Origin of the sequence: Herbidospora sakaeratensis (assembly GCF_001570525.1) — a bacterium.
Classification (GTDB): domain Bacteria; phylum Actinomycetota; class Actinomycetes; order Streptosporangiales; family Streptosporangiaceae; genus Herbidospora; species Herbidospora sakaeratensis.
The window spans coordinates 45,339-72,289 of record NZ_BBXC01000023.1 but is presented as its reverse complement, the minus strand read 5'-3'; the positions used below and the strand labels follow the sequence as shown (position 1 = coordinate 72,289).

20 protein-coding genes are annotated in these 26,951 nt (G+C 70.6%); 6 read left to right on the top strand and 14 right to left on the bottom strand.

The features are described 5' to 3' along the window. Positions 1-158 precede the first annotated feature (158 nt). The 4 genes from AW271_RS33340 to AW271_RS33325 are packed head-to-tail and all read left to right on the top strand — an operon-like array spanning position 159 to position 10,179. Positions 159-2,816: a LamG domain-containing protein gene (locus AW271_RS33340; protein ID WP_157554893.1), complete on the top strand. Its 2,658-nt coding sequence runs from the start codon at positions 159-161 to the stop codon at positions 2,814-2,816. Further along, positions 2,813-8,911 (top strand): RHS repeat-associated core domain-containing protein, encoded by a 6,099-nt coding sequence (locus tag AW271_RS33335; RefSeq protein ID WP_062341594.1) that lies wholly within the window; start codon positions 2,813-2,815, stop codon positions 8,909-8,911. The genes AW271_RS33340 and AW271_RS33335 overlap by 4 nt, the downstream gene beginning before the upstream one ends. Before the next feature lie 25 nt (positions 8,912-8,936). Further along, positions 8,937-9,206 carry a DUF2087 domain-containing protein gene (locus AW271_RS33330; RefSeq protein WP_062341593.1) on the top strand — a complete coding sequence of 90 codons (270 nt, stop codon included), beginning with the start codon at positions 8,937-8,939 and terminating at the stop codon, positions 9,204-9,206. Positions 9,207-9,240: 34 nt separating this feature from the next. Beyond that, the gene (locus AW271_RS33325) at positions 9,241-10,179 is read left to right on the top strand and encodes a YihY/virulence factor BrkB family protein (protein WP_245653323.1); all 939 of its coding nucleotides are present in this window, start codon (positions 9,241-9,243) and stop codon (positions 10,177-10,179) included. Here the strand turns inward: AW271_RS33325 and AW271_RS40320 are convergent. After that, positions 10,097-10,453 carry a hypothetical protein gene (locus AW271_RS40320; RefSeq protein ID WP_157554891.1) on the bottom strand — a complete coding sequence of 119 codons (357 nt, stop codon included), beginning with the start codon at positions 10,451-10,453 and terminating at the stop codon, positions 10,097-10,099. The two genes, AW271_RS33325 and AW271_RS40320, sit on opposite strands and share 83 nt — an antisense overlap. 195 nt (positions 10,454-10,648) lie before the next feature. On the opposite strand from AW271_RS40320, the gene AW271_RS33315 reads away from it, so the two are divergent. Continuing rightward, positions 10,649-11,689: a hypothetical protein gene (locus tag AW271_RS33315; RefSeq protein ID WP_157554889.1), complete on the top strand. Its 1,041-nt coding sequence runs from the start codon at positions 10,649-10,651 to the stop codon at positions 11,687-11,689. A gap of 49 nt (positions 11,690-11,738) precedes the next feature. Here the strand turns inward: AW271_RS33315 and AW271_RS33310 are convergent, their stop codons facing one another. The 3 genes from AW271_RS33310 to AW271_RS33300 all read right to left on the bottom strand — a co-directional run bounded on the left by AW271_RS33310 (position 11,739) and on the right by AW271_RS33300 (position 13,832). Then, positions 11,739-12,467: a MerR family transcriptional regulator gene (locus tag AW271_RS33310; protein ID WP_062341590.1), complete on the bottom strand. Its 729-nt coding sequence runs from the start codon at positions 12,465-12,467 to the stop codon at positions 11,739-11,741. Further along, entirely contained in the window at positions 12,464-13,342 is an 879-nt protein-coding gene (locus AW271_RS33305; RefSeq protein ID WP_218008245.1) for a CPBP family intramembrane glutamic endopeptidase, read from the bottom strand. The genes AW271_RS33310 and AW271_RS33305 overlap by 4 nt, the downstream gene beginning before the upstream one ends. Before the next feature lie 85 nt (positions 13,343-13,427). Then, on the bottom strand, positions 13,428-13,832 hold the full coding sequence (locus tag AW271_RS33300) for a RidA family protein (protein ID WP_062341588.1): 405 nt from the start codon (positions 13,830-13,832) through the stop codon (positions 13,428-13,430). Between the two features lie 97 nt (positions 13,833-13,929). On the opposite strand from AW271_RS33300, the gene AW271_RS33295 reads away from it, so the two are divergent. After that, the gene (locus tag AW271_RS33295; RefSeq protein WP_062341587.1) at positions 13,930-14,310 is read left to right on the top strand and encodes a winged helix-turn-helix transcriptional regulator; all 381 of its coding nucleotides are present in this window, start codon (positions 13,930-13,932) and stop codon (positions 14,308-14,310) included. Between the two features lie 6 nt (positions 14,311-14,316). Here the strand turns inward: AW271_RS33295 and AW271_RS33290 are convergent, their stop codons facing one another. From AW271_RS33290 to AW271_RS33245, 10 genes are all read right to left on the bottom strand, one after another. Continuing rightward, complete coding sequence (locus AW271_RS33290) at positions 14,317-15,120, bottom strand: SMP-30/gluconolactonase/LRE family protein (protein ID WP_062341586.1); 804 nt, start codon at positions 15,118-15,120, stop codon at positions 14,317-14,319. Next, positions 15,113-16,039 carry an ABC transporter permease gene (locus AW271_RS33285; protein ID WP_062341585.1) on the bottom strand — a complete coding sequence of 309 codons (927 nt, stop codon included), beginning with the start codon at positions 16,037-16,039 and terminating at the stop codon, positions 15,113-15,115. Before AW271_RS33285 ends, AW271_RS33290 begins: the two co-directional genes overlap by 8 nt. After that, on the bottom strand, positions 16,036-16,962 hold the full coding sequence (locus tag AW271_RS33280; RefSeq protein ID WP_062341584.1) for an ABC transporter permease: 927 nt from the start codon (positions 16,960-16,962) through the stop codon (positions 16,036-16,038). The genes AW271_RS33285 and AW271_RS33280 overlap by 4 nt, the downstream gene beginning before the upstream one ends. Further along, positions 16,955-18,406 (bottom strand): sugar ABC transporter ATP-binding protein, encoded by a 1,452-nt coding sequence (locus AW271_RS33275; RefSeq protein ID WP_062341583.1) that lies wholly within the window; start codon positions 18,404-18,406, stop codon positions 16,955-16,957. The genes AW271_RS33280 and AW271_RS33275 overlap by 8 nt, the downstream gene beginning before the upstream one ends. Beyond that, entirely contained in the window at positions 18,403-19,494 is a 1,092-nt protein-coding gene (locus AW271_RS33270; RefSeq protein WP_083977604.1) for a sugar ABC transporter substrate-binding protein, read from the bottom strand. Before AW271_RS33270 ends, AW271_RS33275 begins: the two co-directional genes overlap by 4 nt. An 86-nt stretch (positions 19,495-19,580) precedes the next feature. After that, the gene (locus tag AW271_RS33265; RefSeq protein WP_062341581.1) at positions 19,581-20,729 is read right to left on the bottom strand and encodes an ROK family transcriptional regulator; all 1,149 of its coding nucleotides are present in this window, start codon (positions 20,727-20,729) and stop codon (positions 19,581-19,583) included. 184 nt (positions 20,730-20,913) lie between these two features. Further along, complete coding sequence (locus tag AW271_RS33260) at positions 20,914-22,134, bottom strand: glycoside hydrolase family 16 protein (RefSeq protein ID WP_062341580.1); 1,221 nt, start codon at positions 22,132-22,134, stop codon at positions 20,914-20,916. Between the two features lie 118 nt (positions 22,135-22,252). Further along, entirely contained in the window at positions 22,253-22,573 is a 321-nt protein-coding gene (locus AW271_RS33255) for a cupin domain-containing protein (RefSeq protein WP_062341579.1), read from the bottom strand. A gap of 2 nt (positions 22,574-22,575) precedes the next feature. Continuing rightward, entirely contained in the window at positions 22,576-24,180 is a 1,605-nt protein-coding gene (locus tag AW271_RS33250; RefSeq protein WP_083977602.1) for an arylsulfatase, read from the bottom strand. A gap of 164 nt (positions 24,181-24,344) precedes the next feature. Then, the gene (locus AW271_RS33245) at positions 24,345-26,783 is read right to left on the bottom strand and encodes a M14 family zinc carboxypeptidase (protein WP_062341577.1); all 2,439 of its coding nucleotides are present in this window, start codon (positions 26,781-26,783) and stop codon (positions 24,345-24,347) included. Between the last annotated feature and the right edge of the window lie 168 nt (positions 26,784-26,951).

Here is a 26,951-nt window from a genome sequence, read left to right as displayed (position 1 = left end):
GTTATATGTGCCTTATCCATTATCGGATCGGGTCAAGAGCCGTATATCCCACGAAACTCCAGAACGGTATATACGCCTCTCACGTCGCCTATACGGCAAAAATACGCCCGTGCCTCATGGTGTGCCTCAGCCCCAGCCATACCTGAGGAGACATCGTGGTGTCCCGCTCCCGGACGGCCTTGTCGGCCGTCCTTCTCTCCCTTTCCGCCATCGTCGCCCTACCCGCTCCGGCGGCGGCCGTGCCCGTCCCGATTCCCACGGCCCCGACGTGCGTGGCGGCCGCCGACAATCCCGACGGAGCCGCCGGGATGGCCGCCCAGTGCGGCACCGAGGTCGAGGTGCTCTCGGAGCGCACCGAGACCAGCCAGGTCTTCGCCCAGCCCGACGGCACGATGGAGGCCGTCACCTCCCTCTACCCGACCCAGGTCGTCAAGAACGGCGTCTGGACCGACGTGAACACCGACCTGCGCCTGTCGGGCGGGGTGACCCCGGTCGCGACCTCGGCGGACGTGCGCTTCTCCACCGGCGGCGCCGACCCCATGGTGACCCTCACCGAGGGCGCGGCCTCCATCCGGATCAAGTCGCCGTGGAACCTTCCCACGCCCTCCCTGAACGGCGACACCGCGACCTACCCCAATGTGCTGCCCGGCGTCGACCTGCAGTTGCGGGCCGAACCCGACGGCTTCTCGCAGTACCTCGTGGTGAACACGCCGGCGGCCGCCGCCAACGCGGAGCTCGCCCGCATCGCGTTCCCGATCGAGGCGTCCGGCGGGGCGTCGATCCGCGAGAACGAGTCGGCCCTGGAGGTCGTCGACGCCGCCGGGAACGTGCTGTTCGCGTCGGGCTCGGCGCTCATGTGGGACGCCGACGGCGCGGGTGACGAGGGCGCCGACAGCGCGCCCGGCCGCACCGCCGAGATGGACGTCGAGGTGGGCGCGCACGAACTGGTCGTCGTGCCCGACCAGGCGCTGCTGACCGCGTCCGACGCGACCTTCCCGATCTACATCGACCCGGCGTTCAGCAAGCCCAGCATGGGCGGCAACTGGACGCACACCAACAGCTGCTCGCCCGGCACCAGCTTCTACACCAGCTACCGCAGCGAGTTGCGGGTCGGCCGCCAGTGGAACACCTCGTGCAAGTGGCGGGCCTACATGCGGTTCGACACCGCCCAGCTGGCCGGCGCGACGATCCAGGCCGCCGAGTTCGCGGTGACCGCCGACCACGTCGCCAACTGCGCGGGCGCCAACACCAACCTGCTGTTCCGCAACAACATCTCGGCCATGAACACCGCGACCTGGAACAGCACCAGCAGCGGCAACGTGCAGACCATCGGCACCGAGAAGTTCGACGCCAACGAGTCGAGCTGCCCGTCGGGCGACCAGAAGAAGGTCTACGACGACGGCAGCGCCAAGGTGCTCGAAGGCCGCATGCAGAGCCAGGCCAACGCCCGCGCCTCGCAGACCACGTTCGCGCTCATCTCCTCCGACGAGGGCGACCACATGGGGTGGAGCAACTTCATCCCGGGCTCGGTGGCGCTGATCATCACCTACAACCACACCCCGACGGTGCCGACCTCGCTGAAGATCACCACCGACTGCGGCATCTCCTGCGCCTGGGTGCGTTCGGGCACGCCCACGCTGTCGGCCGTCGCCGCCGACCCCAACGGCGGCACCCTCGCCCGGGTCGAGTTCGAGGTGTACGACCGCGCCCGCGCCAGCCGCAAGGCGGCGTCCGGCACGGCCGTCTCCAACCGCGCCTCCGGCCAGGCCGCGGCGTGGAAGGTCACGCCGGCGCTGCCCGAAGGGGCCTACTCCTGGCGGGTCCGGGGTTGCGACGCCTACGTCTGCGGCGGCTGGGGCGGCTGGTTCGACTTCACCGTCGACACCACCGCGCCCACCAACGTGAGCGTGACGTCGGCGGAGTACCCGCCAGCGAGCGACGGCACCTGGAACGGCGGGGCCGGTCAGGCGGGCACGTTCGCGATCGGCGCGTCCGGCGCCAACCGCTTCGAGCTGACCCTCAACGGCGTGAACAAGGGCTGGGTGAACACCACCGGCGACGTCTGGACCGGCGCGCTGACCCCCGACCGCGACGGCGTCAACCTGCTCACCGCCCGCGCCGCCGACGCGGCCGGCAACGTCGCGGGCAGCCCGTTCACCTACGAGTTCCTGGTCCGCCCGGTCCCGGCCAAGGCCATCGGGTGGGGCTTCAACGAGGCGACCGGCACCACCGCCGCCTCCGACCCCGCCGGGACCACGCTCGACAGCAAGGCCGGCCCGGCCGCCCGCGTCGCCGGCAAGAACGGCGGCTACGCCCTCAACCTCGACGGCGCCTCGGCCTGGGCGAGCACCCAGCCGGTCGTCGACACCAAGACGCCCTTCACGGTGACCGCCCTGGTGAAGCTCACCTCCACCACCGTGAGCGGCCCGATCACCGCCGTCTCCTCGCACGGCGCGACCGGCTCGGGCTTCCGCCTCGGCTACCGCGCCGAGGGCTGGTGCTTCTCGATGTACGCCGCCGACGGCGGCGCCGAGACGAAGGCCTGCTCCACCGAGTCGGTCGGCACCGGCTGGACCCACCTGGCCGGCGTCTACGACGGCACCCGCCTGCGTGTCTACGTCAACGGCCTGAACTGGGAGGAGGCCGACCAGGTCCCCTTCACCTCGACGTGGTCGGCGACCCAGGGCTGGTCGGTCGGCCGGGCCAAGGACGCCGGCGCCCTCACGCAGTACTGGACCGGCGCCGTCGACAGGGTCGGCGCCTACCAGAAGGCACTGACCCAGAGTGAGATCGTCACGGACGGAGCCAAGGGATGAGGAAACCGGCCGCGTTACTGATCGCCCTCGTACTGTCGGGGGCCGGAATCGTCAGCGGGGGGACGGCCAACGCCCTCGCCGACTGGGAGGCCCCGGTCCCGGTCGACGTCACCCCCGTCCCCGTCGAGGACAACACGCGGCGCACCGTCGTCGAGACGGCGCAGCCGCCCCGGGTCAAGGGCCCCGCCACGATCGTCTGGCCCGCCGACACCGCCGCGCAGATCACCCCGGGCGCGCGGGCCGCCGCCGGTCAGGCGGTCTCGGTCGCCGCGGCGGCCTCGGTGGGCAAGGTCGGGGTGCGGGTGTACGGCCGCGCCGCCGCCGAGACCGCCGGGATCAGCGGCGTCATGATGTCGGTGGCCCGCAGCGACGGCCAGCGGTCGACCGGCACGGTCGGCGTCAACCTCGACTACTCCGGGTTCGCCGGCGCCTTCGGCGGCGACTGGGCCAGCCGCCTGCGGCTGGTCCGGCTCCCGGCCTGCGCCCTGACCACCCCCGGCGCGAAGGGCTGCGGCCTGGACGCCGCCGTCCCCGTCGACGGCAGGAACGACGCCGCGACGCAGACCCTCACGGCCGACGTCGCCCTCCCGGCGGCCGGCGCGCCCCAGCTGCTGGCGGCCGCCGCCGCCCCGGCCGGGCCGAACGGCGACTACAAGGCGACCTCGCTGACCCCGGCCTCGACGTGGCAGGTGTCGCAGCAGACGGGCGCGTTCTCCTGGAAGTACCCGATCAAGAGCCCGCCCGCGGTGGGCGGCCCGGCGCCCTCGCTGGCCTTCTCGTATTCGTCGCAGGCGGTCGACGGCAAGACCTCCGGCCAGAACGGCCAGGGGTCGTGGGTCGGCGACGGCTGGGACATGTGGACCGGCTTCATCGAGCGGACGTACAAGAGTTGTCTCGACGACACCAAGGCGGTCGGCGGCAAGGACCCGAACAACAAGGACAAGAAGACCGGCGACCAGTGCTGGTGGAAGCCCAACGCCACCATGAGCCTCAACGGCAGCTCGACCGAGCTGATCGATCTGGGCGGCGGCAAGTGGAAGGGCACCGGCGACGACGGCTCCCGCGTCGAACTGCTGCCGGACGCCTCCAACGGCGTCTACAACGGTGAGCACTGGAAGGTCACCACGATCGACGGCACCCAGTACTTCTTCGGGCGCCGCACCGACTCGGCCTGGACCACCCAGGTCTTCGGCAACCACCCCGGCGACCCCGGTTACGAGGCCGGCGACTTCGCCGGGAGCCGCGAGACCCAGGCGTGGCGCTGGAACCTCGACTACGTGGTCGACCCGCACGGCAACACGATGACGCTGAACTACGGCAAGGAGACCGGCGCCTACGGCCGCGAGTTCGACGCCGACAAGCGCCAGACCTACGACCGGGGCGGCTACCTCACCACGATCGACTACGGCACCCGCACCGACCAGTCGACGGCCTCCACGCGCATCGCGTTCGAGGTGGCCGACCGCTGCCTGGCCGGCGCGACCTGCTTCGACTCGGGCGGCAAGGCGGTCGCGGCGTCGTGGCCGGACGTGCCGTGGGACCAGTACTGCCGCGACAAGTGCACCGAGCAGATGTCGCCCACGTTCTGGACGCAGAAGCGGCTGGCCGCGGTGCGCGCCCAGGTGCGCGACGGCAGCGGCTTCCGCACCGTCGAGTCGTGGACGCTGAAGCACTCGTGGCTGAACGCGGGCGTCAGCCAGAACGAGGGCGTGCCCATGTGGCTCGACTCGATCACCCACTCGGGCTCGGGCGTCAAGGGCGGCGCCACGGTGACCGACCCCGCGGTGACCTTCTCGCCCGGCGCCGACCCGTTCCCCAACCGGGTCGACGGCGCGAACGACGGCCGGACCGCGCTCAACCGCTTCCGCGTCGTGTCGATCACCACCGAGACCGGCGCGCAGATCGGCGTCACCTACCTGGCGAGCGACTGCACCCGCAGTTCCCTGCCGGCGGTGCACTCCAACGGCAAACGCTGCTTCCCGCAGTGGTCGACCCAGGACGGCACCGACCCGACCCTCGACTGGTTCAACAAGTACGTGGTGGGCCGCATCGACCTGTACGACAACGGCGGCGGCTTCACCCACGAGCAGACCAACTACGACTACCTCGACGCCCCGATGTGGAAGTACGACGACAGCGAGCTCGTCGAGGAGAAGAAGCGCACCTGGGGCCAGTGGCGCGGCTACGGCCACGTCCGGGTCAGGGTCGGCCTGGAGTCGGGCCCGCAGTCGGTGTCGGAGTACCGCTACTTCCGCGGCATGGACGGCGACAAGCAGCCCGACGACAAGGTCCGCGACGTCTGGGTGAAGGACAGCCTCGACGGCACGGGCGACGCGCACTCCAAGCGCATCGAGGACCACGACGCCTACCAGGGGCAGCTCCGCGAGCAGACCACCTTCGACGGCGTCGGCGGCCAGTGGATCACCGGGAAGCTCACCGAGCCCGGCTTCACCCAGACCGGCGCGTCGGGGGCGCTCAAGGCGTACATGGTGCACACGCCGGTGCAGCTGACCCGCACCCGGCTCGCCGACGGGCGGACCCAGTGGACCAAGGTGCTGACCAAGGTCAACGCCGAGAACCTGCCGACCGAGGTCAGCGACCTCGGCGACGAGTCCACGGCGAGTGACGACCAGTGCACCAAGACGTCCTACGTCCACAACGGCACCCTGTGGATCAAGGACAAGGTGCTGCAGACCGACCAGTACGGCGTCGCCTGCGCCACCACCCCGTCGATTCCCGGCGACGTGATCATGCAGGAGCGCAACTACTACGACGACGCGACCAAGCCGCTCGGCACCGCGCCGACCCGCGGCCTGGTCGTCAAGGAGGAGGAGCTCAAGGGCTGGAACGGCACCACGCCGCAGTGGTTCGCCGTCACCACCACGACCTACGACGCCAACGGCCGCGCGACCTCGGCCACCGACTCCCTGAACCGGACGACGAGGACGCAGTACGTCCCGGACAAGGCCGGGCCGGTCACCGAGGTGAAGACGACCAACGCGCTCGACCACACGGCCTCCTCGCTGATGGAGGCGGCCTGGCAGGTGCCGACGACCATCACCGACGCGGGCGGGCGCAAGACCGAGCTCGAATACGACGGCGCGGGCCGGCTGACCAAGGTCTGGCTGCCCGGCCGGGCCAGGAGCGAGGCCGCCAACATCCTGTACGCCTACAAGGTGCGCAACACCGCGCCGTCGGTCACCACCACGAAGAAGCTGCTCCCCGACGGCACCGGGCGTTACCAGACCTCGACCGTGCTGTTCGACGCGCTGCTGCGCCAGCGCCAGGCGCAGAGCCAGGCGGTCGGCGGCGGCCGGGTCATCGCCGACACCGTCTACGACTCGCGCGGCCTGGTCGCCTGGAGCTCCGACCCGTACTACCACGACACCGCCGGGCCGGGTGAGGCCATCGCGGTGCCGACCAAGGCGATCCCGTCGGTGACCGAGAACACCTACGACGGCGCCGGCCGGGTCACCAAGGCCGAGTTCAAGGCGTACGGCGTGGCCAAGTGGGCGACCACGACGGCCTACACCGGGACCGGCACGGTCGTCACGCCGCCGATCGGCGGGACCAAGACGGAGACCGTCCAGGACGCCCGGGGCCGGACCGTCGAACTGCGCCAGTTCCACTCGTTCACGGCGGGGACCTACGACCGGACCCGCTACACCTACACCGACAAGGGCGACCTGGCGAGCATCACCGACCAGGCCGGGAACGTCTGGCGCAACACCTACGACGTGCGCGGCAACAAGGTGAAGCTGGAGGACCCCGACAAGGGCGTCAGCGAGCAGACCTTCGACACGGCCGGGCAGCTCACCGGCGTCAAGGACGCGCGGGGCGTGGTCCTCGCGTACACCTACGACCCGCTGGGCCGCAAGACCACCCTGCGCGAGGGCTCGGCGACCGGCCCGCTGCGCTCCGAGTGGTTGTACGACACCGCCCCCGGCGGCCTCGGCAAGCCCGCCGGCTCCATCAGGCACAACGGCTCCGCCAAGTACTCGACCCTGATCAGCGGCTACGACGCCGGCGGCTACGCGACCGGCCTGACGGTCACCCTGCCCGCCGAGACGGGGGCGCTGGCCAAGACGTACGAGTACAAGACCACCTACAAGCAGGACGGCCAGCCCGCCACGCTGACCCTGCCGGCCGCCGGCAACCTGCCCGAGGAGAAGCTCGAGTACGGCTACAACCCGGTCGGCAAGCAGTCGTACATCAAGAGCGGCGTGCAGATCTACGTCAACGACACCGTCTACAACCAGATCGGCGGGCGCATCCAGCGCATCCTCGGTCAGGACGACAAGCGCGTCTGGCAGACCGAGACCTTCGACGAGCCCACCGGCCGACTGGTGACCAGCTCGACGACGCCGGAGCTGAAGAACCAGACGGCCAACTTCAACTACGAGTACGACCAGATGGGCTCGGTCACCAAGGTCAGCGACCGGCCGAACGGCGGCCAGCAGGCCGACCACCAGTGCTTCACCACCGACCACCTGCGCCGCATGACCGAGGCGTGGACCCCGGCCAACGGCGACTGCAACCCGGCCGCCCGCTCGGCCGCCACGCTCGGCGGCCCGGCGCCCTACTGGCACAGCTACGCGTACACGACCACCGGCAGCCGGGACACCGAGACCTGGCGCACCGCCACCACCACGACGATCCGCGACTTCGTCCAGCCCGCCCAGGGCGGCGCCGCCGGCTCCAAGCCGCACGCCGTCACCCGGGTCGACAAGTCCACCGGCGGCTCCGACACCTACGCCTACGACGAAGCCGGCAACATGAACGCCCGGACCGTCAACGGCGCCGCCACCACCCTCACCTGGGACCCCGAGGGCGACCTGGCCACCACCGTCCAGAACGGCCAGACCACCTCCTACCTGTACGACACCGAGGGCGCCCGCCTGATCCGCAAGGAGCCCGGCGCCATCACCGCCTACCTGCCGCACGGCCAGGAGGTGAAGGCGGTCGGCGCCACGGTGACCGGCACCCGCTACTACCTGCAGGGCGACGACACCGTCGCGGTGCGGACCGGGACCGGGCTCACCGGCCTGACCTGGCTGGCCCAGGACCACCACAACACGGCCGAGGCGATGATCAGGGCCGCGGACCTGTCGGCCACCCGCAAGCGCAGCCTCCCCTTCGGCGCCCAGCGCGGCGCCAACCCGGCCTTCTGGGCGGGGGAGAAGGGCTTCGTCGGCGGGACGAACGACCCCACGGGCCTGGTCAACATCGGGGCCCGCGACTACGACCCGCTGCTCGGCGCGTTCATCAGCGTCGACCCGGTCATCGACCCCCTCGACCCGCAGCAGATGCACGGCTACAGCTACTCCAACGGCAACCCGCTGACCTTCACCGACCCCGACGGCCTGTTGTTCGGGATCAAGAAGCCGGCGTGGATGGACAAGGTCACCAACGTCGCCAAGGCGGTCGCCACCACCGTGGCCAGCCCCGTCGTCAGCGCGGCCAAGGGCACCGGCAAGTTCCTCTGGGAGCACTCCGGCAAGATCTCCGCGGTCACCGGGTACGCGGCGATGGCCGCCGCGATGATCCCCGGCGGCCAGCCGTTCGCGGCGGTGCTCGGCGCGGTCTCCACCGTGACCGGCGTCATCGACACGGTGAAGTCGTGCAAGGAGGGCAAGAAGATCGACTGCGCCGTGGGCGCGGCCGGGCTCGTGCCGATCGTGGGCAAGGCCCTGGCCAACGGCCCGGCCAAGAACGCCGCCAAGAAGGCGATCAGAGAGGCGGACGCCAAGATCCAGGCCAGGAGGCAGGACGTCACCATCGACGAGGCGGTCATGGGGCACGCCAAACCCGGCATGAACGTCGACATCGAGGCCGAACGGCTCTACCAGAACCGGCTCAAGATGATCCAGGCCCAGAAGGACCGCGAACGCGCGCTCGCGGCGCAGGCCAGGGCCCGCGCCCGGGACCGGGCGTGGGACACCTGGGGCACCGCGATGAACATCGAGAACGGCTACAACGAGGTCTGCAAGGGCTACCGCATCTGCCACGAGCGGGAGGTCTTCGTCCCGACGCTCGTCAAGACGGTGACGAGCCCGCCCCGGCGGTTCCGCATCCCGCCGCAGTTCCTGATGTAGCCGGGAGCCGCCCTACGATCGAGGCATGAGCGCCGAGATCACCCAAGAAGTCATCGAGAGGTTCCTGGTCGGGGGCCGCCTGGTGCAGATGCCCGCGAAACACGCGGTGCGCCTGGCGGTCCTCGACCGCGTCGCCCAGTCGTTCGAGATCGGCGTGCGCTACTCCGAGAAGGACGTCAACACGGTCCTCGCCGGTTTCTTCGACGACTACGCCGCCCTGCGCCGCTACCTCATCGATAATGACCTGTTGTCCAGGGAGGACGGGGTCTACTGGCGCAGTGGCGGCACCGTCTGAATCAGCGCTTCTCGGGTAATAAGGGGCCATGCGGGTGAGTCGATGGAGTGACCTCCGCCTGCGCCATCCCTGGATCGACCACCACGTCCGCGCGGTCCTCCGGTTCGACCAGGCCGACGGCGGCCGGCTGTCGGCGGGCATGACCTACTACGCGTTCTTCGCGATCTTCGCGCTGGGCCTGCTCGCCTTCGTGATCATGGGCCACGTCTGGGACACCCCCGGCGCGCTGGCCCAGGTCGCCGACTACCTGTCCGACACCTTTCCCCGCCTCGACGTCGTGGCCCTGCGCGACGCCCGCGACACGGCGGGCTGGATCGCCCTGTTCGGCCTCCCGCTGACCGGCCTGTTCTGGGTCGACTCGATGCGGTCGTCCAGCCGCGCGGTGTGGGGCCTCAACGAGTACCCGGGCCGCTTCCTCACCCGCTGGCTCATCGACCTGGGCGTGCTGGCGGCGCTGGGCCTGCTGCTGGCGGCGTCGCTGACCCTGTCGTTCGGCGCGCAGTCGGCACTGTTGTGGGTGACCGGCCACACCGTCGGCCCCGACGCCCCGACGGCCCGGTTCTTCCTCCAGGCCGCCGCCTTCGGCCTGGGCTTCGCGGTCAACCTGCTGCTGTCGGCCGCGCTGCTGACACTGGCGCCGCGACTGCGCCTGTCGCCGCGCCGCGTGATCGGCCCCGCCCTGATCATCACGGTCGGCCTGGAGGTGCTGAAGACGGCCGGTCAGCTCTACTTCAACCTGAGCTCGTCGAACCCGGCGTACACCGTGGTGGCCGGCGCGGTCGGCATGCTGCTGTTCCTGAAACTCATGAACGTCCTGATCCTGTACGCCGCCGCGCACGCCGCCACCAGCCGCCACGGCACCGTGGTCGACCTCGCGACGGGGCGGCGCGTCAGGCCGGCCGCATCCAGCTCTGACCACGTTGCACAAACCCGGCCCGATTCGTCCGGATCCCTCTCGACGCCAGTTCAGTGATCAACCGTCCGGGGTCCTTCGGCGTGACGGCCGGCACGATCCGCGCGCCCACGTCGATCCAGAGCGCCATCCGGCGGCGGGGACGGTCACGGTCGAGGTTGTACCAGTGCACGAAGTCACCGGTGCCCCACAACCGCCGGCTGCCCCGCGGCAACGGAACCGCGTTGACCGCCCGGATCGCCCTCAGGGAGATCCTCTTGTCGCCACCCCAGAGGTAGTACGTCCTGATGATCAGCTCGGCGTCCGTGCAGGTCACCAGCCCGTCGTCATACATGGTTCGAGCATACGGGGGGCCGACCCCCGAGCCCCCCGCTGTCAGGGGGCTGCGCCCCCTCACGCTCGCTTCGCTCTTCTTTTACGGCTCCGCCGGGCCGGCGGCCCGAACTAGAGAACTGCTCCAACCCATCCACCATCCGGCCGCAAGCCGGCCTCCTCAGGATGATCTCGATCCCTCCCGGAAGGACGAGACATGCGGTTATGGAGTGCCCTGGTGTCGCTGACGGCCGTGATGCTGGCCGGCGCACCTCCAGCCCACGCGGAGACCCCGAACGCCACGGTGGCGGCCGTGGGAGCACAACCACCCTCACACACCGGCTCCTGCTACCCGGAGCCCGCGCGGATCACCCTCAGCGCCACGATCACGGTCGACGGCCCCCGGGTCGTCGCCTACCAGTGGGGCACCGGCAGCGTCGAGCAGGTGGTCTTCGCCGAGGCCGGATCCACGACCGTGACCACCACGAAGACGCACCACTGGGGGCACGGGCCGAAATCCACGACCATCCGGCTGATCGGTGCCGGGAGCACGGCGACCATCGCGTACACCCTGGCCTGCGACGAGCCCATGCCGCACAGGCCGGAGATCCAACCGGTGGCCGACTATCTCGGCCCCTGCGGTGCCAGTGTCGTGCACACGGCCACCGCGCAGATCACCTCGCCGATCGCGCAGACCGTGCGCTACCGGTGGATCACCAATGACGGCTCGGACCTGCGGGGCGCCCAGGGAGTGCACGAGGTGGTCTTCACCGAACCGGGCACCAGAACCGTGAGCACTCCCTTCCACCGTTTGCCGGTCGCCAGCCCAGTGGGGAGCGACTGGATCTCGGTGCGGATCGTCAGCCCCGAGACACACGTCGACGCGGTCGAGTGGGGGTCCTACCGCACGGTGTGCGCGGGCGAACACCGCATCGGCGCCGACTTCGTCTCCGTGACCCGCACCGCCGGCACGTGCACTCCGTGGACGCCGTTCAAGTACCGGCTGGAGGGCCACGTCGAGAGCAACACCTCCGGACAGCTCACCTACGCCTGGTCCCGCTTCACCGAGGAGGCCGTGTGGGCGCGTGAGCCGTGGAAGACCGTCATGATCACCTCCTCGGCGGGCGGCCGCGCACCCGTCACAAAGGTGGTCGGTTCGAGCATGGGCGACTCGGCCTCGTGGCGTCTGGAGGTCGTCGGCGTCAACGGCGTCATCACGACGGCGAGCCGCGGCTACCAGACCTGCGCCTCCGGCTGAGGCCCCGCTGGATAGGGGCGTCCTCCGCCGCGCACGGGAACCGTCGACGTCACGGCCGGCGGCCGGTCGTGCTGATCACGTGGGCCCGGTGCAGCACGTCGATCTGGGCCCTGTTGTAGAGGGCTGTGAGAGCGTGTCCGAGGGCGGTTCGGGCCGCTCGGGCCTGGCGTGGGGTGGCGGCCTTCAGGTCCAGCCTGACCGGGTGATCGGCGCCCGCGCCGTCGGCGAACGGGGCGAGCTTCTCGGCGAGGGCCTGCCGCGTGGCGTCGTCGGCGTCCTCGGGGAGATCGCGGAACTCCTCGTCGAGGGCGGGGTCGGGGTCCGCCTCCAGCGTGTGCCGCACGGCGTTCATCGACTCGTCCGAGAAGAATCGCGCGTAGATCGTGAGGAGGGCGCGGTCGTTGTCGCCCAGGGGCCCGGCGGCGCGGCTGAACCCGGTCGGCACGTCCAGTGACGTGCCCGGTTCGGACAGCGTGGCCAGGACCCGGCGGATCTCCTGGAGCCGTTCCACCGTCGCCTCGAGTTCGGCGTCGATGGTCCGGAAGACCGAAGTCTGACGGTCGGTGTCGGCGGCGATCGCGGCCACCTGCGCGAGCGGCACCCCCAGCCCGGTCAGCCGTTTGATCTGCAGGAGCCGCGTCAGGTGGCGGACCTCGTAGCGTTTGTAGCCGTTGGGGGCGCGGTCGGGCTCGTCGAGCAGGCCGATCTGGTGGTAGTAGCGCACCGTCTTCACCGTGGTCTCCGCGAGTTCCGCCAACTCGCGCGTGCTCCAGGTCACGGGTTGCCCGCCTTCTCCCGTCGTTCGCGCAGCCAGACCAGGACGACCATGCCGACGTTGACGGCGGCGAGGATCAGCAGGGACGCGTCGCCGGTGTCGGTGGACCGGTCGAGGGGGAACGCCGCACCGTCGGCCATCAGCGTGTTGACGGTCGTCATCAGGACGTTGTTGGCGACGTGGAACGCGATCGGCGCCTCGAGGCCCCGGCTGATGATCGCCATCAGGCCGGTGGAGACGCCGATGAAGGCGTAGTAGCCGAACAACCAGGGGTCGGTCGACCCGTGCATCACGGCGAAGGCCAGGCTGGAGACCACGAGTCCGACGGCCAGGGCCGGGCGGACCGCCCGCAGCCAGGACGCGGCGGCGGGCAGCACGACGGCCCGGAACATCAGCTCCTCTCCGGCGGCCTGGATCGGCGTGGTCACGAGGATGAGCGCCAGCATGGCGACCGTCGTGGCGCTCACCCCGAAGGCGGTCCAGCCCGGGGCGTCGGGGGCGACCAGCGCCACGACCCCGATCCCGGCGCCCACCAGCAGCGCCGCGCCGAGGAGGTGACGCGCCAGGCGGCGCGGGTCGAAGGCGCGCGGTGCGCTGAGGAGCACCCGCCACGGCACCTTGGCCACCCACGCCAGCAGCGTGATCGCCAGCAGGCCCGCCGCGCCCACGCTCAGGTTGACGGCCAGGAACTTCAGCGGCGTGAACGTGGCGGCCAGCGGGTCGTCACTGCCCTCGACGACGCCGACGACCTGGTAGAGCAGGATCTGCAGGGCCAGCATCACGAGTGACGGCACGACGATGACCACCAGCGGCTTCCACCGGCTCATACGCAGATGCGCGCCGAACGGCCGGGCCTCCTGGGACTGTCCAAGCGTCACGGTACTCATCGTCTGTTTCCTTCCAGGTTCGCGTCCGTCGCTCCGCCGACCAGCGAACACCGTGCCCCGGGGGCACACTCAAGTCCTACTCGACGACGGCGGTGACCTCGGCCTCGACGAGGATGCCGGGCTCGAACAGCACGTCCACCCCGATCAGCGCCGCCGGCGGCGCGGCCAGGTCGAACTCGCGGGCCGCCTGGGCCACGCCCGCGTTGAAGGCGTCGTACATCTCCCTCTTCCAGCCCGCGGCGTACCACGTCATGCGGACGACGTCGTGGAACGTCGCCCCGGCCGCCGCCAGCGCTTTGGCGACGTTGCGGTAGACCTGGGCGACCTGCCCGGCCAGGTCGCCCGGCGCGACGAGTTCGCCGTGCTCGTCCCAGGCGACCTGTCCGGCGATGTGGACCTGCCTGCTGCCGCTCGCCACCGCGAGGTGGTGGTAGAGCGGGATCTGGACGTGCCCGTCGGGGTTGATGAGTGAAACGGCCATGAGATCTCCCGATAGTGCTCTCTTCTGGTTACTCGGGAACCATAGGAGAGTGTACGTTGACATGGAAGAACGCACTTTTCGGAGACTGGGGAACCTCATGGTGACCAAGCAGTTCGCGGGCACGGCCGACGAGGCCGACCTCAGGCGCGCCGACTCCCTGGCGCGGGAGATCTTCTCCGACGTCGCCAACAAGTGGGCGCTGCTGATCATCGAAACCCTCGGCGAGCGCACCCTGCGCTTCAGCGAACTGCGCGACGAGGTCGAGGGCATCAGCCACAAGATGCTCACCCAGAACCTGCGCATGCTGGAGCGCAACGGCCTGGCCGAGCGCACGGTGTATCCCACGGTGCCGCCCCGGGTCGAGTACACCCTCACCGCGCCGGGGCAGGCGCTGCGCGCGACGGTCGATCTCATCTGCGGCTGGACCCACCAGTACTTCGGCCACATCGAGACCGCCCGCCGCCGCTTCGACGGCTGACCGCGGTCAGCCCAGAAACGGATGGGCCGGGAGCCCCTTCACGCCGGGGTCGGCCAAGAGCACCTGGCCCGACAGCGGGTGGTCTCCCTTCGCCGTGGTGATCGCCAGGACGTCGAGGCCGGGCCCGGCGAAGGCGCACCGGGTCGGCCGTTCGACCGGGACCGTGATGATCCGGTCGATCGTGCCGTCGGGGGCGTACCGGACGACGCGGGAGCCGTCCCACTTGCAGTTCCACACGCCGCCTTCCGCGTCGACCGCCAGGCCGTCGGGGAAGCAGTCGTCGTCGGTGGCGAAGACGCGGCTCTCGCCCCCGCTGTAGGCGGTGATGCGCCGCGCCGAGGAGTCGACGTGGTACATCGTGGTGCCGTCGGGGCTGAAGGCCGGGCCGTTGGAGCAGGTCACGCCGCCGAAGATCCTCTCCACCGTGAGGTCGGGGTTCAGGCGGTAGAACGCGCCGGTCGGGGCGGCCTCGTCCAGGTTCATCGAACCGAACCAGAACCGGCCCTCGGCGTCGACCGCGCCGTCGTTCAGCCGGTTCTCCGGGGCGCTCTCGACCGGGACGACGCTTTCGACGGTGCCGCGGTCGACGTCGGCGAAGGCGATGGTGTGGCGGAGGGTGGCCAGCAGGCCGGTGCGGCGCAGCGCGACCGCGCCGACCGGGCCCGGGGTGTCGAGGACGGCCGTGTCCCCGCCGGTCCAGGGTTTGGCGTAGATGCGGTCGCCGAGGATGTCGACCCAGTAGAGGCGTTCGCCGTCCCAGAGGGCGCTCTCGCCCAGCGCGCAGGGGATGTCGCTGAAGACGTCAATCATGGGCCCTCTCCCGGCCGTAGGCGAAAAGGATGGCCAGGATGACCAGGCCGTAGATCATCAGGCGGCCGTACTCGGGCACCTGCTGGGCGCGCAGCACCGTCGTGACGGCCACCAGCGTCAGCGACCCCGCGACGACGCCGAGGTAGTCGCCCCGCCCGCCGAGGATGGACACGCCGCCGACGACGACGGCGGCGATCGACTCGAACAGGTAGGGGTCGCCGAGGCCCAGCGACGCCTGGCCGCCGTAGCCGACCAGCATGATGCCCGCCAGCGCGGCGAAGCCGCCCGACAGCGTGTAGAGGGCGACCGTCACCCCCTTCACCCCGACCCCGGACAGGTAGGCGGCGCGGGGGTTGGCGCCGGTCGCGTACACGCGGCGCCCGAAGGTGGTCAGCGTGAGCAGGACCGTCACGAACAGGGCGGCGCCCAGCCAGACCAGCAGCGCGGCCGGGACGGTGCCGGCGAACAGGTCCCGGAGCGGCTGCGGCGCGTAGTGGCCGCAGTCTCCGCAGGTCAGACCCTGGGACACGCCCAGGGTGAGGCCCTGCAGGACGCCGTTCATGCCGAGCGTCATGACCACCGCCGGCACCCCGAGCCAGGCGACGCCCAGGCCGTTGACCAGGCCCGCCAGCAGGCCCGCACCGACGGCCAGCGCCAGCGCCAGGGGCAGCCGGTCGGCCAGGCCCAGGCCGGTGGTGGTCAGCACGATCGCCGCCGCGTTGAGCACCCACGGGATCGACAGGTCGATGCCGCCGACCAGGACCACCAGCATCTGCCCGGCCGCGACGAAACCGGTGAAGCTCGCCACGATCAGCACGGCCCGCAGGCCCGGCCACGACGCGAAGCCCGGCGACAACACGGCCCCCAGTATCAGCACGACGGCCGCGACGGCGACGGCGTAGGCGACCCGGCGGTTCACGCGGCCCTCCTACGGGCGAGCAGCGCGGCCCCGGTGCCGAGCAGCACCGCGACGACCAGGAACAACCCCTGGAAGAGCGACTGGTAGAGCGGGTCGATGCCGGCGAAGAACAACACGTCGATGACCAGCGTGAGCGCGACCGCGCCCGCCACCGCGCCCATGGCGCTGCCCCTCCCGCCGGTGAACGCGACCCCGCCGACGACGACCGAGGCGATGGACGTGAGGATGAACGGCGCCCCGGCGTTGGCGTCGCCCGCCGTCGTCGTGGCGACGTAGAAGACGGCCGCGGCGGCCGAGCACAGTCCCGAGAGCGCGTAGACCGTCGCCTTGACCCGCTCGACCGGTACGCCGACCGCGCGGGCGGCGGTCTCGTCGCTGCCGACGGCGTAGACGCGCAGACCGAACCGGGTCCGGCGCAGCACCCACCAGCCCGCCACGGCCAGCGCCAGCCAGCCCAGGCCGGTGGGCACGTTCGGGTTCGACAACACCGCTCTGACCTCGGGCACGATCGACCCGCCCGGGACGGGCAGCACCCAGAGGGCCGCCCCGGTGTAGACCGACAGCGTGGCCAGGGTGGTGAGAATGGGCGCGATCCGGCCGTACGCCACGACCAGGCCGTTGACCAGGCCGCAGAGCGCGCCGAGCAGCACGACGGCGACGATCCAGCCGGGGGCGCCCCCGGTGGCGGCGGTGATCGCGACGCAGAGGCTCACGACCCCGCCGACCGACAGGTCGATGCCGCCGGTGAGCACGACGAGGCTCTGGCCGAGCGCGACCAGCACGAGCGGCATCGTGGTGTTGAGGATGGCGAGGTAGTCGAACGACCCGGGCGGACGGCCCAGGCTGGTGGTGTAGACGGCGAAGTAGGCGAGCGCGGTCGCGGCCAGCACGAGGTAGCCGAGCCGGTCCTGGAGATCACGCATCGGCGGGCTCCCTGATCGAGGCGGCGACGATCGTCTCCGCGTCGCCGACCGGGCCGCGGAGCTCGCTCACGATGCGGCCCTCGCGCAGGACCAGCACCCGGTGGCACAGGCCCGCGATCTCCTCGGTCTCGCTGGAGTAGAAGAGGATCGCCTTGCCGTCGCGGGCCAGGTCGGCGATGAGGTGGTAGATGTCGTGCTTGGTGGCGGCGTCCACGCCCCGGGTGACGTCGTAGAGGAGGAAGACGTCGGCGTCGGTGAGCAACCAGCGCGCCATCACCGCCTTCTGCTGGTTGCCGCCCGACAACGTGCCGGCCGCCTGCGCCGTCGAGCGCCCGGCCCCGATGTCCAGTTTCGCGGCGATGCCCGAGACGGCGGCCTTCTCCGCCCGCTGCCGGATGAACCCGGCGCGGGAACGCCGGGCCAGGGTGGCGAGCGCGACGTTGTCGCGGATCGACAGGTGCAGCAGCAGCCCTTCGGCCTTCCGGTCCTCGGGCACGTAGGCGATGCCCGCCCTGATCGCGTCCCGGGGCTGCCGCACCGCGCGGGCTCTCGACCCGCCCGCCGACAACCCCCCGGCGGTCGGCTTGCCCGCGCCGAACAGGGTCAGGAAGAGGTCCCGCTGGCCCTGCCCGGCCAGGCCGCCCACGCCCAGGATCTCGCCCCTGCGCAGCTCGAACGACACCTCGCGGAGCCGCCCGCTCGTCAGGCCGGACACCGTCAGCGCGTTCTCTCCGGGAACGATTCCCGAAATATCGGGATAGGTGGCGCCCAGGGTCCGGCCCGTCATCAGCGTGATCGCCTCCTCCTCGGTCAGCCGCTCGCGGGTCGCCACGTCGGTGCCGTTGCGGAAGACGGTCACCCGGTCGGCCAGGCGTTCGATCTCCCGCCAGCGGTGCGAGGTGAAGATGACGCACGCCCCGGCGTCCCGCAGGCGGCGCATGTGCCCGGCGAGCCAGTCGACCTCGCGTTCGGCCAGGGCGGCCGTGGGCTCGTCCAGGAAGACGACGTCGGGTTCCATGGCCAGCACCCGCACCAGTTCGACCACCTGTTTCTGCGAGACGGCCAGGTCACGGGCGGGGGAGCGGGGGTCGACGCCGGTGGCCCCGTACCGGGAGAGCACGAGGGCGGCCTCGTCGGCGAGGCGGCCGCGGCGGACCAGGCCGAGCCGCCCCCGGGGCGGCGCGGCCAGCAGCAGGTTCTCCGCCACGGTCAGGTCGGGCAGCAGGGAGAGCTCCTGGAAGGCGGTCGCGATCCGGCCCTCGACCGTGACGGTCCCGGTGTCGGCGCGGATCGCGCCGCAGAGCACCTTGATGAGGGTGCTCTTCCCGGCGCCGTTCTCCCCGGCCAGGGCGTGGATCTCCCCGGGACGCGCCGCGAAGGACGCGTCCCGGAGGGCCTGGACGCCGCCGAACGCGCGGCCGACCCCGGTGGCCACGACGGTCATGGGGTGCCGAGCTTGACGGAGAGGGTCGCGCCAGGACAGGGGGTGCCGTCGGTCGCGGCCTGCTGGCACAGGACCAGGATCGCGTTCGGGCCCGAGTCGGTGAAGTCGGCGAAGAAGCTGTCGGGCAGGTCGGGGAAGACGGTCTCACCCGGGGTCAGCGCCGAGCCGGTCACGACCGGGAACGGGATCGTCAGGTTGCCCTTCTCACGCTCCTTCTTGATGACCGCCCGCGCCAGTTCCAGCGCGACCACCGACAGGTAGGGCGGCTGGCCGATCGACATGCCCTTGACCTGCGGCGTCAGGGTGCCGGCCATGTACTTGCGGAAGCCGTTCTCGGCCTCCCCGCCGAACACCGGCATCTCCCGCTTGGCGTCGGCGAACGCCTTGATGACGCCGTCGGTGCCGCCCGAGACCCACACGCCGTCGACGTCGGGCAGGCTCGGCAACTGCGCGGCCGTGACCCGCTGGGCGGTCGCCGAGTCCCACATGCCGCTGTACTCGGCCACCACCTTGATGCCGGGGTTGGCCGCGAACACCTCCTTGGCGCCCTTGTTGCGGTCGTTGTCGGCGCCGGTCCCGGCCACGCCGGTGACCATCACCACGTTGCCGCTGCCGCCGAGCTCGTCGACGATGAACTGCGCCAGCTGCTGCCCGAACTTCACCTGGTCGGTGTTGACCGTGATCCCGCACGGGTGATCGACGGTGTTGTCGAAGGACACCACGGTGATCCCCCGGTCACAGGCCTGCTGCACGACCCCGTTGAGCCCGCTCGTGGAGGCCGCGTTGATGACGATGCCGTCGACGCCCTGCGAGATCAGGTTGGAGATCTGCCGCGACTGCGTCGACACGTCGTTGCCGGCGTTGAAGACGCTGCACTCGACCTGGTCCTTGTACGGCGGCATCGCGCACGCCGCCTTGAAGACGTTCTCCATCTCGACCCGCCACTGGTTCCCGATGAACGAGTTGGACAGGGCGATCTTCAGCTTCCCTCCGGCGCCCGCGGGGGCCGACGCGGGCGGCTCGGCCGCCGTCCCGCAGGCCGTCGCCAGCACCAGCACGATGAGCATGCCGAGGCGAGGTAAATTCATGACTGCTCCACTTTTTGTGTCGCCGCCACGGGCCCACCCCGTGGCGTAAAAGGCCCGGCTCCCGGCGGCAACCGTGAGCCGGGCCGTCACCTGTCGGGCAGCGGGAACCTCTCGTCGTCCCGCAACACGACGGCGGCGGCGCCCATCCCGACCACCACGTCCTGATCGAGCTCGCCGACGATGAAGGGCGGCAGCACCTCCCCGGCGTGGATGGCCCGGCGGGCCATCGACTCCCGCAGCGGCCCCAGGAGGATCTCCCCGGCGGGCGCGAGGTTCCCGCCCAGGATGATCAGCTCGGGGTCGAGCAGGTTGTAGAGGTTGGCCGCGGCCAGCCCGATGTGCCGGCCCGCGTCGGCGATGACCCGGCGGCAACCGAGATCCCCTTGGTGGGCCAGCGTGATGACCTCGGCGATGGACAGTTCGCGTCCATGGCTCCGGCGCAGGTTGAGGGAGATCGACGCGGCGTTGGCCAGCGTGTTCAGGCAGCCCCGGCCGCCGCACTCGCAGATCTCGCCGTTCTCGTCGATCGTGGTGTGGCCGAGCTCCCCGGCGGTGCCGTTCGCCCCGGCGTACAGGGACCCGTTGAGGATGAACCCGACGCCGATGCCGGCGGCGGAGTAGACGTAGGCGACGTCCCGCAGCCCGCGCGCCGCGCCCCACGTGGCCTCGGCGACGGCGGCGAGGTTGGCGTCGTTGTCGACGGCGATCGGCAACTTCAGCGCCTCGGCCGCGGTGACGTAGGGGTTGACGTCCACCCACGGCTTCAGCGTGGTCGCCCGCCCGTTGCGCCCGGTGCCGCGCTGGATCGGCCCCGGGATCGCGATGCCCACCCCGAGCACGTCGTCGCGCGAGCGCCCGGCCAGCAGCCGGTCGACCAGCCCGGCCACCACGACCAGCGTCTCTTCGGGTCCGGTACGCTCGTCGACCGCGACCGCCTCATGGGCGAGCAGCCGCCGGGAGAGATCGCAGACCGCCGCCCGGACCACCCCGTTGGCGATCTCGACCCCCACCGCCACCCCGAGCGCGGGGGAGAGCGAGATGAGCTGCGCCGGCCGCCCGGCCCCCCGGGCGGGCCCGGAGACCTCCACGACCAGCCCCGAGCCGGCGAGCTCGTCGACGACCGAGGTGACGGTCGACCGGGACAACCCGATGCCGGCCAGTTCCCGGCGCGACAACGGACCGCGCTCACGCAGGGCGCGGATGACACGGGTGCGGTTGGCGATCCGCCGGGACATGGTTCACCCCCTCACAGAGAACGCTCTCTCGGAGTGAACCGAGTATCGGACCGGTGCCGAAAACCGTCAATACTCAACCGGCTGACCGGCGTGTCACGACTGAATTAAGCCTGAAACAGGCAGAACTCCGGGCAAAGAAGAGGGCGCCCGGGTCGCGGGCGCCCTCTTCTCTTTTTGGTGGACGTTACGAGCGCGACCACTTCTGGTTGGAGGCGCCCGTGCAGTCCCACAGCTGGAGCTGTGCTCCGTTGGCGGTGTTGCGGCCGGCGATGTCGACGCATCTGTTGGCGGCGATGTTCACCAGGTCACCCGCGCCCGACAGGGTGAACCGCTGGGCGGCGGTGCCGTTGCACGTGTAGAGCTGGATCGGGGTGCCGTTGGCGGTGCCGGCCGCGGCGGCGTCCATGCACTTGCCCATCGCGCGGACCGTGCCGTCGGAGTTGACCGACCACTGCTGGGCGGCGGTGCCGTTGCAGTCGTACATCTGCAGTCTCGCGGCGTCGACCGGGTTGGCGGCGGGGATGTCGACGCACTTGCTGTTCAGGGCCGAGCGCAGGTTGCTTCCGGTGCCGCCCCCGCCGTCGGGCTGCCAGGCCGAGACGCGGACGTAGTCGATCAGCATGGTCTGCGGGAACTGGGTGGTGCCGTCGGGGTAGCCGGGCCAGTAGCCGCCGACCGCCACGTTCAGGATCATGAAGAACGGGTGGTCGAACACCCAGGCGTTGCCGCGCAGGCTGGAGGGGGTGACGCGGAAGAACTCCGAGCCGTCGAGGTACCAGATGATCAGGTTGGGCGACCAGTCGACGCGGTAGGTGTGGAAGGCGTCGGCGAGCGGCGCGCCGATCGACCGGTTCCCGCCGACCGCCGTGCCGCCGAAGTACCCGGGGCCGTGGACGGTGCCGTAGACCGTGTTCGGCTGGTTGCCGACGTTCTCCATGATGTCGATCTCGCCGCCGTTGGGCCAGGTGCCGCCGCCCAGCATCCAGAACGCCGGCCAGATGCCCTGCCCCCGCGGGATCTTCAGCCGCGCCTCGAACCGGCCGTACGCCTGCGTGAACCGGTCGGCCGTGAGGATGCGGCCGGAGGTGTACTGGCAGGTCCCGTAGTGGCACTGGAGGTTCGACGGGTTCTCCCGCCGGGCCGTGATCGCGAGGTTGCCCGCGCCGTCGTGGTAAACGTTGCGAGTCGAGTTCGTGTAGTACTGCTGCTCGTTGTTGCCCCAGCCGCCGCCGCCGATGTCGAACTTCCACTTGGACCCGTCGATCGACGTGCCCGCCGGAGCGTTGAACTCATCAGACCAGGTCACAGGCCCGATGGCGGCCTGGGCCTGCGGCATGGCCACCAGCCCGCTGACGAGCGTGGCGGCCGCGGTTAACAGGGCGAGGAGCAGCCTCGGTCGGCGCATGGGAGTCCTCCGAAAGCGCTTTACGGCTTAAATTAAGAGGATGTAACACCGCTGTCACTTGAGTTGTCAATAGGAAAGTTTCCTTATTGATCTAGGAAAGCTCCCAGAGCAGGACGGGTCACGCGCCGCGGGAGCCGTAGGCCGGGCCGAACACCACCAGGAGGGTCAGGTCCTCGGTCACGTCGACGAAGCGGTGGTCCTCGCCCGCCGGGACGAAGATGACCGCGCCCGGACCGACCTCCGCGTCGCCCGTGGGGGTCACGATGCGGGCGCGGCCGGTCGTCACGACGTAGATCTCGTCTTCGGTGTGGGGGCTCTGGTCGTCGACGCCGCCCGCCGGGATGCAGTAGGTGCCCACCGACAGGTCGGGGGTGCGCAGGTGCTCGGTCCAGTCGTCGGCCGCGCCGGCCCAGACGCCGGCGCCCTCGATGATCCGCATCGTCAGTGGGGGGCCTTCTGGACCTTGGTGCGGAAGTGGATCTCCTCGCCGTTCACGACGAAGCGGGCGTGCGCGACCCTGCCCTTCTTCGGGAACGTCGCCACGAACGACTCGGCCTTGACCAGGCGCTCCTGACCGACGCTCTTGGCGTCGTCGTCGTCGAGGTAGAGGCGGACCTTGGTCCACGGGCCGGCCGAGCCGTTGGCCAGGGAGACCACCACGCCGTCGCCCTCTTCGCGGGCCGACAGGCCGTAGGGGATGCGCGGGTCGGGGCCGATCGCGCCGTCGAGCAGCTCGTTGAGCTCGGCGACCAGGTTCGGGTGGCGCTCGGCCACGTTGTGGCGTTCGCCCCGGTCGCTGCGCAGGTCGTAGAGCTCGTTGCGGCCCTCGGGGCCGGCGCCGGCGATGTTCGGGTGGAAGCGGATCAGCTTCCAGTGGCCGCGCCGGATCGCCTGCATCTTCTTCGGGCGGTTCCAGACCAGGTACGGGTGGCCCGCGTAGCGGCCGCCGGTCAACGCGCCGAGGAAGGATCGGCCGTCGATGTGGGCCGGGACGGGGAGACCCGCGACGTCGGCCACCGTCGGCAGCACGTCCCACAACGCCACCGGGTCGTCGACGACCTTCGGGCTGAACGACGGGTTGTAGGCGATCATCGGGACGCGGATGCCGCCGTCGTACAGCTGGCGCTTGACGCCCCGGTAGGGGCCGTTGGAGTTGAAGATGTTCGGGTCGACGCCCTTCTCGTGATGGGGGCCGTTGTCGGCCGTGAAGATCACGATGGTGTCGTCGGCGACGCCCGCCTCGCGCAGGGTCCGCAGGATGTCGCCCACGTGGGCGTCGAGTCGGGTCACCTGGGCGGCGTGGCGGCGGTTGGGCTTGGTCCACGGCGCGTCGGCGTACTGGCCCGCGTCGCCCGGGATCTCGCTCGGCGAGTGGGGCAGGATCGTGGCGAACTGGAGCAGGAACGGCTTGCCGTCCTTGGCCGACTCCCTGATGAACCTGACCGCGCGGTCGCGCAGGAAGTCGGGGGAGTACGTCGCCCCGTCGAAGGCCACCATCTCGCGGTTGTGCCACAGGTACGTCGGCCAGTACTGGTGGGCGTGCACGTGCGTGATGTAGCCGTAGAACTCGTCGTAACCGCGCACGTTCGGGTGGGAGTCCTGGTCGGGCTGCTCGGGCCCGAAACCCCACTTGCCGATGAGGGCGGTGCGGTAGCCGGCCAGCCGCGCGACCTCGGCGAAGGTCAGGTCGCCCGGGTTCAGCGCGTGCTGCGGACCCCCTTCGGGGTTCTCGCGCACGGTCCCGTGCCCGGTGTGCAGGCCGGTCAGGAGGGCGCAGCGGGAGGGCGCGCAGAGCGAGGAGCCCGCGAAGGCGTTGCGGAAGCGCACGCCCTGGGCCGCCATCCGGTCGAGGTTCGGCGTCGCGATGATGCGCTGGCCGTAGGGACCGATCTCGCTCACGCCCAGATCGTCGGCGAGGATCAGGACGATGTTGCGCGGGGCGCGGGCACGCGCCTCCGCCGTCTGGGCCACGCTCGCGGAGGCCAGACCGGCGGCGAACATCCCGCCGGTGCCCGCGAGGAATCCTCGCCTGGTAGTGGACAGCATTGATCCTTGGCTTCTGGTGAGGGCAGGGGGGAGCCGGGAATGCGGCCCGCCGTGCTGGAACGTACCGGATCTGATCTTTTCACGCCAGCTGTCGGGAAACCTCTAATGAAACGGAACGGCGATGGCCGCCGGGCGAGACGCCCGGCGGCCATCTGGTACTGCGGTTATCCGACCTTGACGACCTTCGAGCTGTAGTTGCCCGTGCCGGTGGCGGGGTCGTAGTTCCGCTCGACGTTCCCGGCGATGTCGACCGAGAACCAGTTGACGGTGGTGTCCTTGTCGACCGTGAGGTGCGCCGCGCCCTCGCGCATGCCGGCCTGCTCCAGCTTGGTGCTCTGGAGCGTCGGCTTGCTGCCGTCGAGGGTGTAGTAGACGTTGGCCGCCTCGTTCACCGAGAAGGTGAAGGTCGCGGTGCCCGGCCCGCTCGACACCTTGACCAGGCTGGAGGTGGGCCGCTTGCCGTCGTCGGCGAACTCGCTCGCCACCTTCAGGATGGCGATCTGGCCGTTGGCGAACTCCATGGCCTCCTGGTGGCCCTCCGCGAACGGCGGCTGGAAGCCGACGGGTTCGAAGCGCTTGGTGGTCGGGTTCCAGAGGTCGGCGCCGACCTCGAAGTCCCAGCCGATGATGCCGCGGTTGAACCAGTGCTCGTCGGCGCTGTTGCCGGCGGCCGAGTACAGCACGTCCGGGACGGGACCGGTGCGGCCCGGCCAGATGCCCGTGCCGCGCCAGGCCTGGACGGCCGACAGGATCTCGGACGAGGCGTCCCAGAAGTAGTTCTCGGTGCCGAAGTCGACGCGCGGCAGCAGCTCACGGCCGGCCGACTTGTAGGCGCCCGGAGGCCACATGAAGTAGCCGCCGTACGAGTGGGTGTTCATCGCGAACTTGATGTTCGGGAACTGGTGGGTCAGCCAGACCTCGTTCTTGGCCTCCGGCTCCGACAACTCCGCCGGACCGGCGTAGGTGTCGCTGGTGCAGGAGGACGACGCGCCGCTGTAGCCGTCGGTGAGCGAACCGACGGAGAAGTTGCGGTTGAGGTCCACGCCCCACGAGTTGCGTCGGCCCGGGTCGGCGTTGTTCTCGGGGCAGTGGTTGGTCATGTTGCGGCGCATCGAGTTGAAGTCGTAGAAGCTGTAGTGCGCGCCGTCGGGGTTGGTGACCGGCAGGACGAAGATGTCGAGGTCGTCGACCAGGTCCTTGGTCTGGCGGTCGTGCGCGTAGTTGCGCAGCAGCCGCTCGGCGGTCTCCAGGCAGGTGATCGGGGCCACCCACTCGCGGGCGTGCTCCTGGCAGTACAGGAAGACGCCGGTCTTGGAGCCGTCGCGGTCGCGGCCGATGCGCAGCGCCTTCGTCTGGAAGGGCTCGCGCGAGATGGTCGCCGGGGCCTTCAGGCCGTCGGTCAGCGCGGTCGCCGCCGAGGTGGGGGCCACGGCCGCGCCGGTGTTGGTGCGGTAGAGGCTGGCCTTGACCAGGGCCGCGGCGGGGGCGCTGGCGTTGACGGCGTCCACGACCTGCTTGGTGGTGCTGTTCACCGCGCCGGCGGCGTCGGTGCCGAGGCTGACCGTGATCGCCTTGGCGTTCACCGCGACGGAGAGCGGGCTGCTCGCGGTGCCCGGGTTGGTCAGCCCGAACGTGATGTCGTTGCCGCCCTCGTGGCCGTACACCTTGGAGCTCACGTAGAACGCGGCCGCGCCGGTGCCGCCGAACTGCGCCTGGGCCAGGCGGCGGTAGCCGTTGGTCTTGTTCGGCAGGTCGACGATCTCGGCGATCTTCGGGAACTCGGCGGCGAGGCCGACGATGCGGTCGGTGATCTCCGTCGGGTCCATGTAGTGGTCGATGAAGTCGGAGACGTAGTGGGGGCTGGGCGCCTTCTGCGGCGCGCCGAGCCACTGCTTCACGTCGACCGTGACGGTGCCGCCGCGGTTGCTGGTGATCGTCACCTTAGAGGGAGCGGTGTTGATCGGCAGCGGCGAGTTGAAGCGGTGGTACATGTACTGGCCGGCGTCGGTGAAGCGGCTCATCGTGGCGGTGCCGCCCGAACCGGGCTCGGTGCCCGGTCCGTTGTCCCAGCTCACGGTGAGCACGGTCTCGGCGTCCACGGCGCTCGACTTGACCTCGACCGACAGGAAACGCTGGTTGCCGGTGTTGGTGAACCACTCCGAGCGCAGCACGGTCAGCTTGTCGCTGTCGGCCGCCTCCGCGGCGGCGATGCGCGCGAGGGCCTGGCGGCGCTGCGCCTGGTTCTCGGCGACGTCGCTCTGGTCGGAGATGGTGCCGCGCAGGTCGTAGCCCTGGTCCCGGAGCGCCTGGGCCTCCTCCGGGCTGAGCACCGCGTGGATCTCCAGGCCCTCGTCGGTGGGCTTCTTGTACTCGGCGAGGTCGACGCCCATGTCGTTCAGGCGGTCGACGGCCGCCTGGTCGGGAACGACGATGCGAATCAGCGCGACACCGTCCTGGGTGCCGGCGGGCTGCCGGTCGGCCGGCACCGCGCTGACCGGTGGCACCGGGTCGGCGAGGCTCGGCAGCGGGCTGAGCACGAGGGCGATGGGGATGGCGAGGCCGACCGCCAGCTGGCGGCTCCTCCTTCGGGGAACGATCCTCACTGAAGTTCCTCCAGATGAGCGTGCCTGCCGGGCGAGGTTCTACCGGGCGGGAGAGGGCACGCGAGTATTTTTGAAGTCTTCGCCCATAAGATGATCACCGTCAAGGTGTCGAAACAACCGATTTGGGAAGTTTCGATAACTAAATGGTCTATACGGACATTGAGGGAT

Excerpts from the sequence above, each read along its gene's own strand:
- AW271_RS33335 (WP_062341594.1), top strand. The coding sequence starts at position 2,813 with ATGAGGAAACCGGCCGCGTTACTGATCGCCCTCGTACTGTCGGGGGCC.
- AW271_RS33330 (WP_062341593.1), top strand. The coding sequence starts at position 8,937 with ATGAGCGCCGAGATCACCCAAGAAGTCATCGAGAGGTTCCTGGTCGGG.
- AW271_RS40320 (WP_157554891.1), bottom strand. The coding sequence starts at position 10,453 with ATGTATGACGACGGGCTGGTGACCTGCACGGACGCCGAGCTGATCATC.
- AW271_RS33315 (WP_157554889.1), top strand. The coding sequence starts at position 10,649 with ATGCGGTTATGGAGTGCCCTGGTGTCGCTGACGGCCGTGATGCTGGCC.
- AW271_RS33300 (WP_062341588.1), bottom strand. The coding sequence starts at position 13,832 with ATGGCCGTTTCACTCATCAACCCCGACGGGCACGTCCAGATCCCGCTC.
- AW271_RS33295 (WP_062341587.1), top strand. The coding sequence starts at position 13,930 with ATGGTGACCAAGCAGTTCGCGGGCACGGCCGACGAGGCCGACCTCAGG.
- AW271_RS33290 (WP_062341586.1), bottom strand. The coding sequence starts at position 15,120 with ATGATTGACGTCTTCAGCGACATCCCCTGCGCGCTGGGCGAGAGCGCC.
- AW271_RS33280 (WP_062341584.1), bottom strand. The coding sequence starts at position 16,962 with ATGCGTGATCTCCAGGACCGGCTCGGCTACCTCGTGCTGGCCGCGACC.
- AW271_RS33275 (WP_062341583.1), bottom strand. The coding sequence starts at position 18,406 with ATGACCGTCGTGGCCACCGGGGTCGGCCGCGCGTTCGGCGGCGTCCAG.
- AW271_RS33270 (WP_083977604.1), bottom strand. The coding sequence starts at position 19,494 with ATGAATTTACCTCGCCTCGGCATGCTCATCGTGCTGGTGCTGGCGACG.
- AW271_RS33265 (WP_062341581.1), bottom strand. The coding sequence starts at position 20,729 with ATGTCCCGGCGGATCGCCAACCGCACCCGTGTCATCCGCGCCCTGCGT.
- AW271_RS33260 (WP_062341580.1), bottom strand. The coding sequence starts at position 22,134 with ATGCGCCGACCGAGGCTGCTCCTCGCCCTGTTAACCGCGGCCGCCACG.
- AW271_RS33255 (WP_062341579.1), bottom strand. The coding sequence starts at position 22,573 with ATGCGGATCATCGAGGGCGCCGGCGTCTGGGCCGGCGCGGCCGACGAC.
- AW271_RS33250 (WP_083977602.1), bottom strand. The coding sequence starts at position 24,180 with ATGCTGTCCACTACCAGGCGAGGATTCCTCGCGGGCACCGGCGGGATG.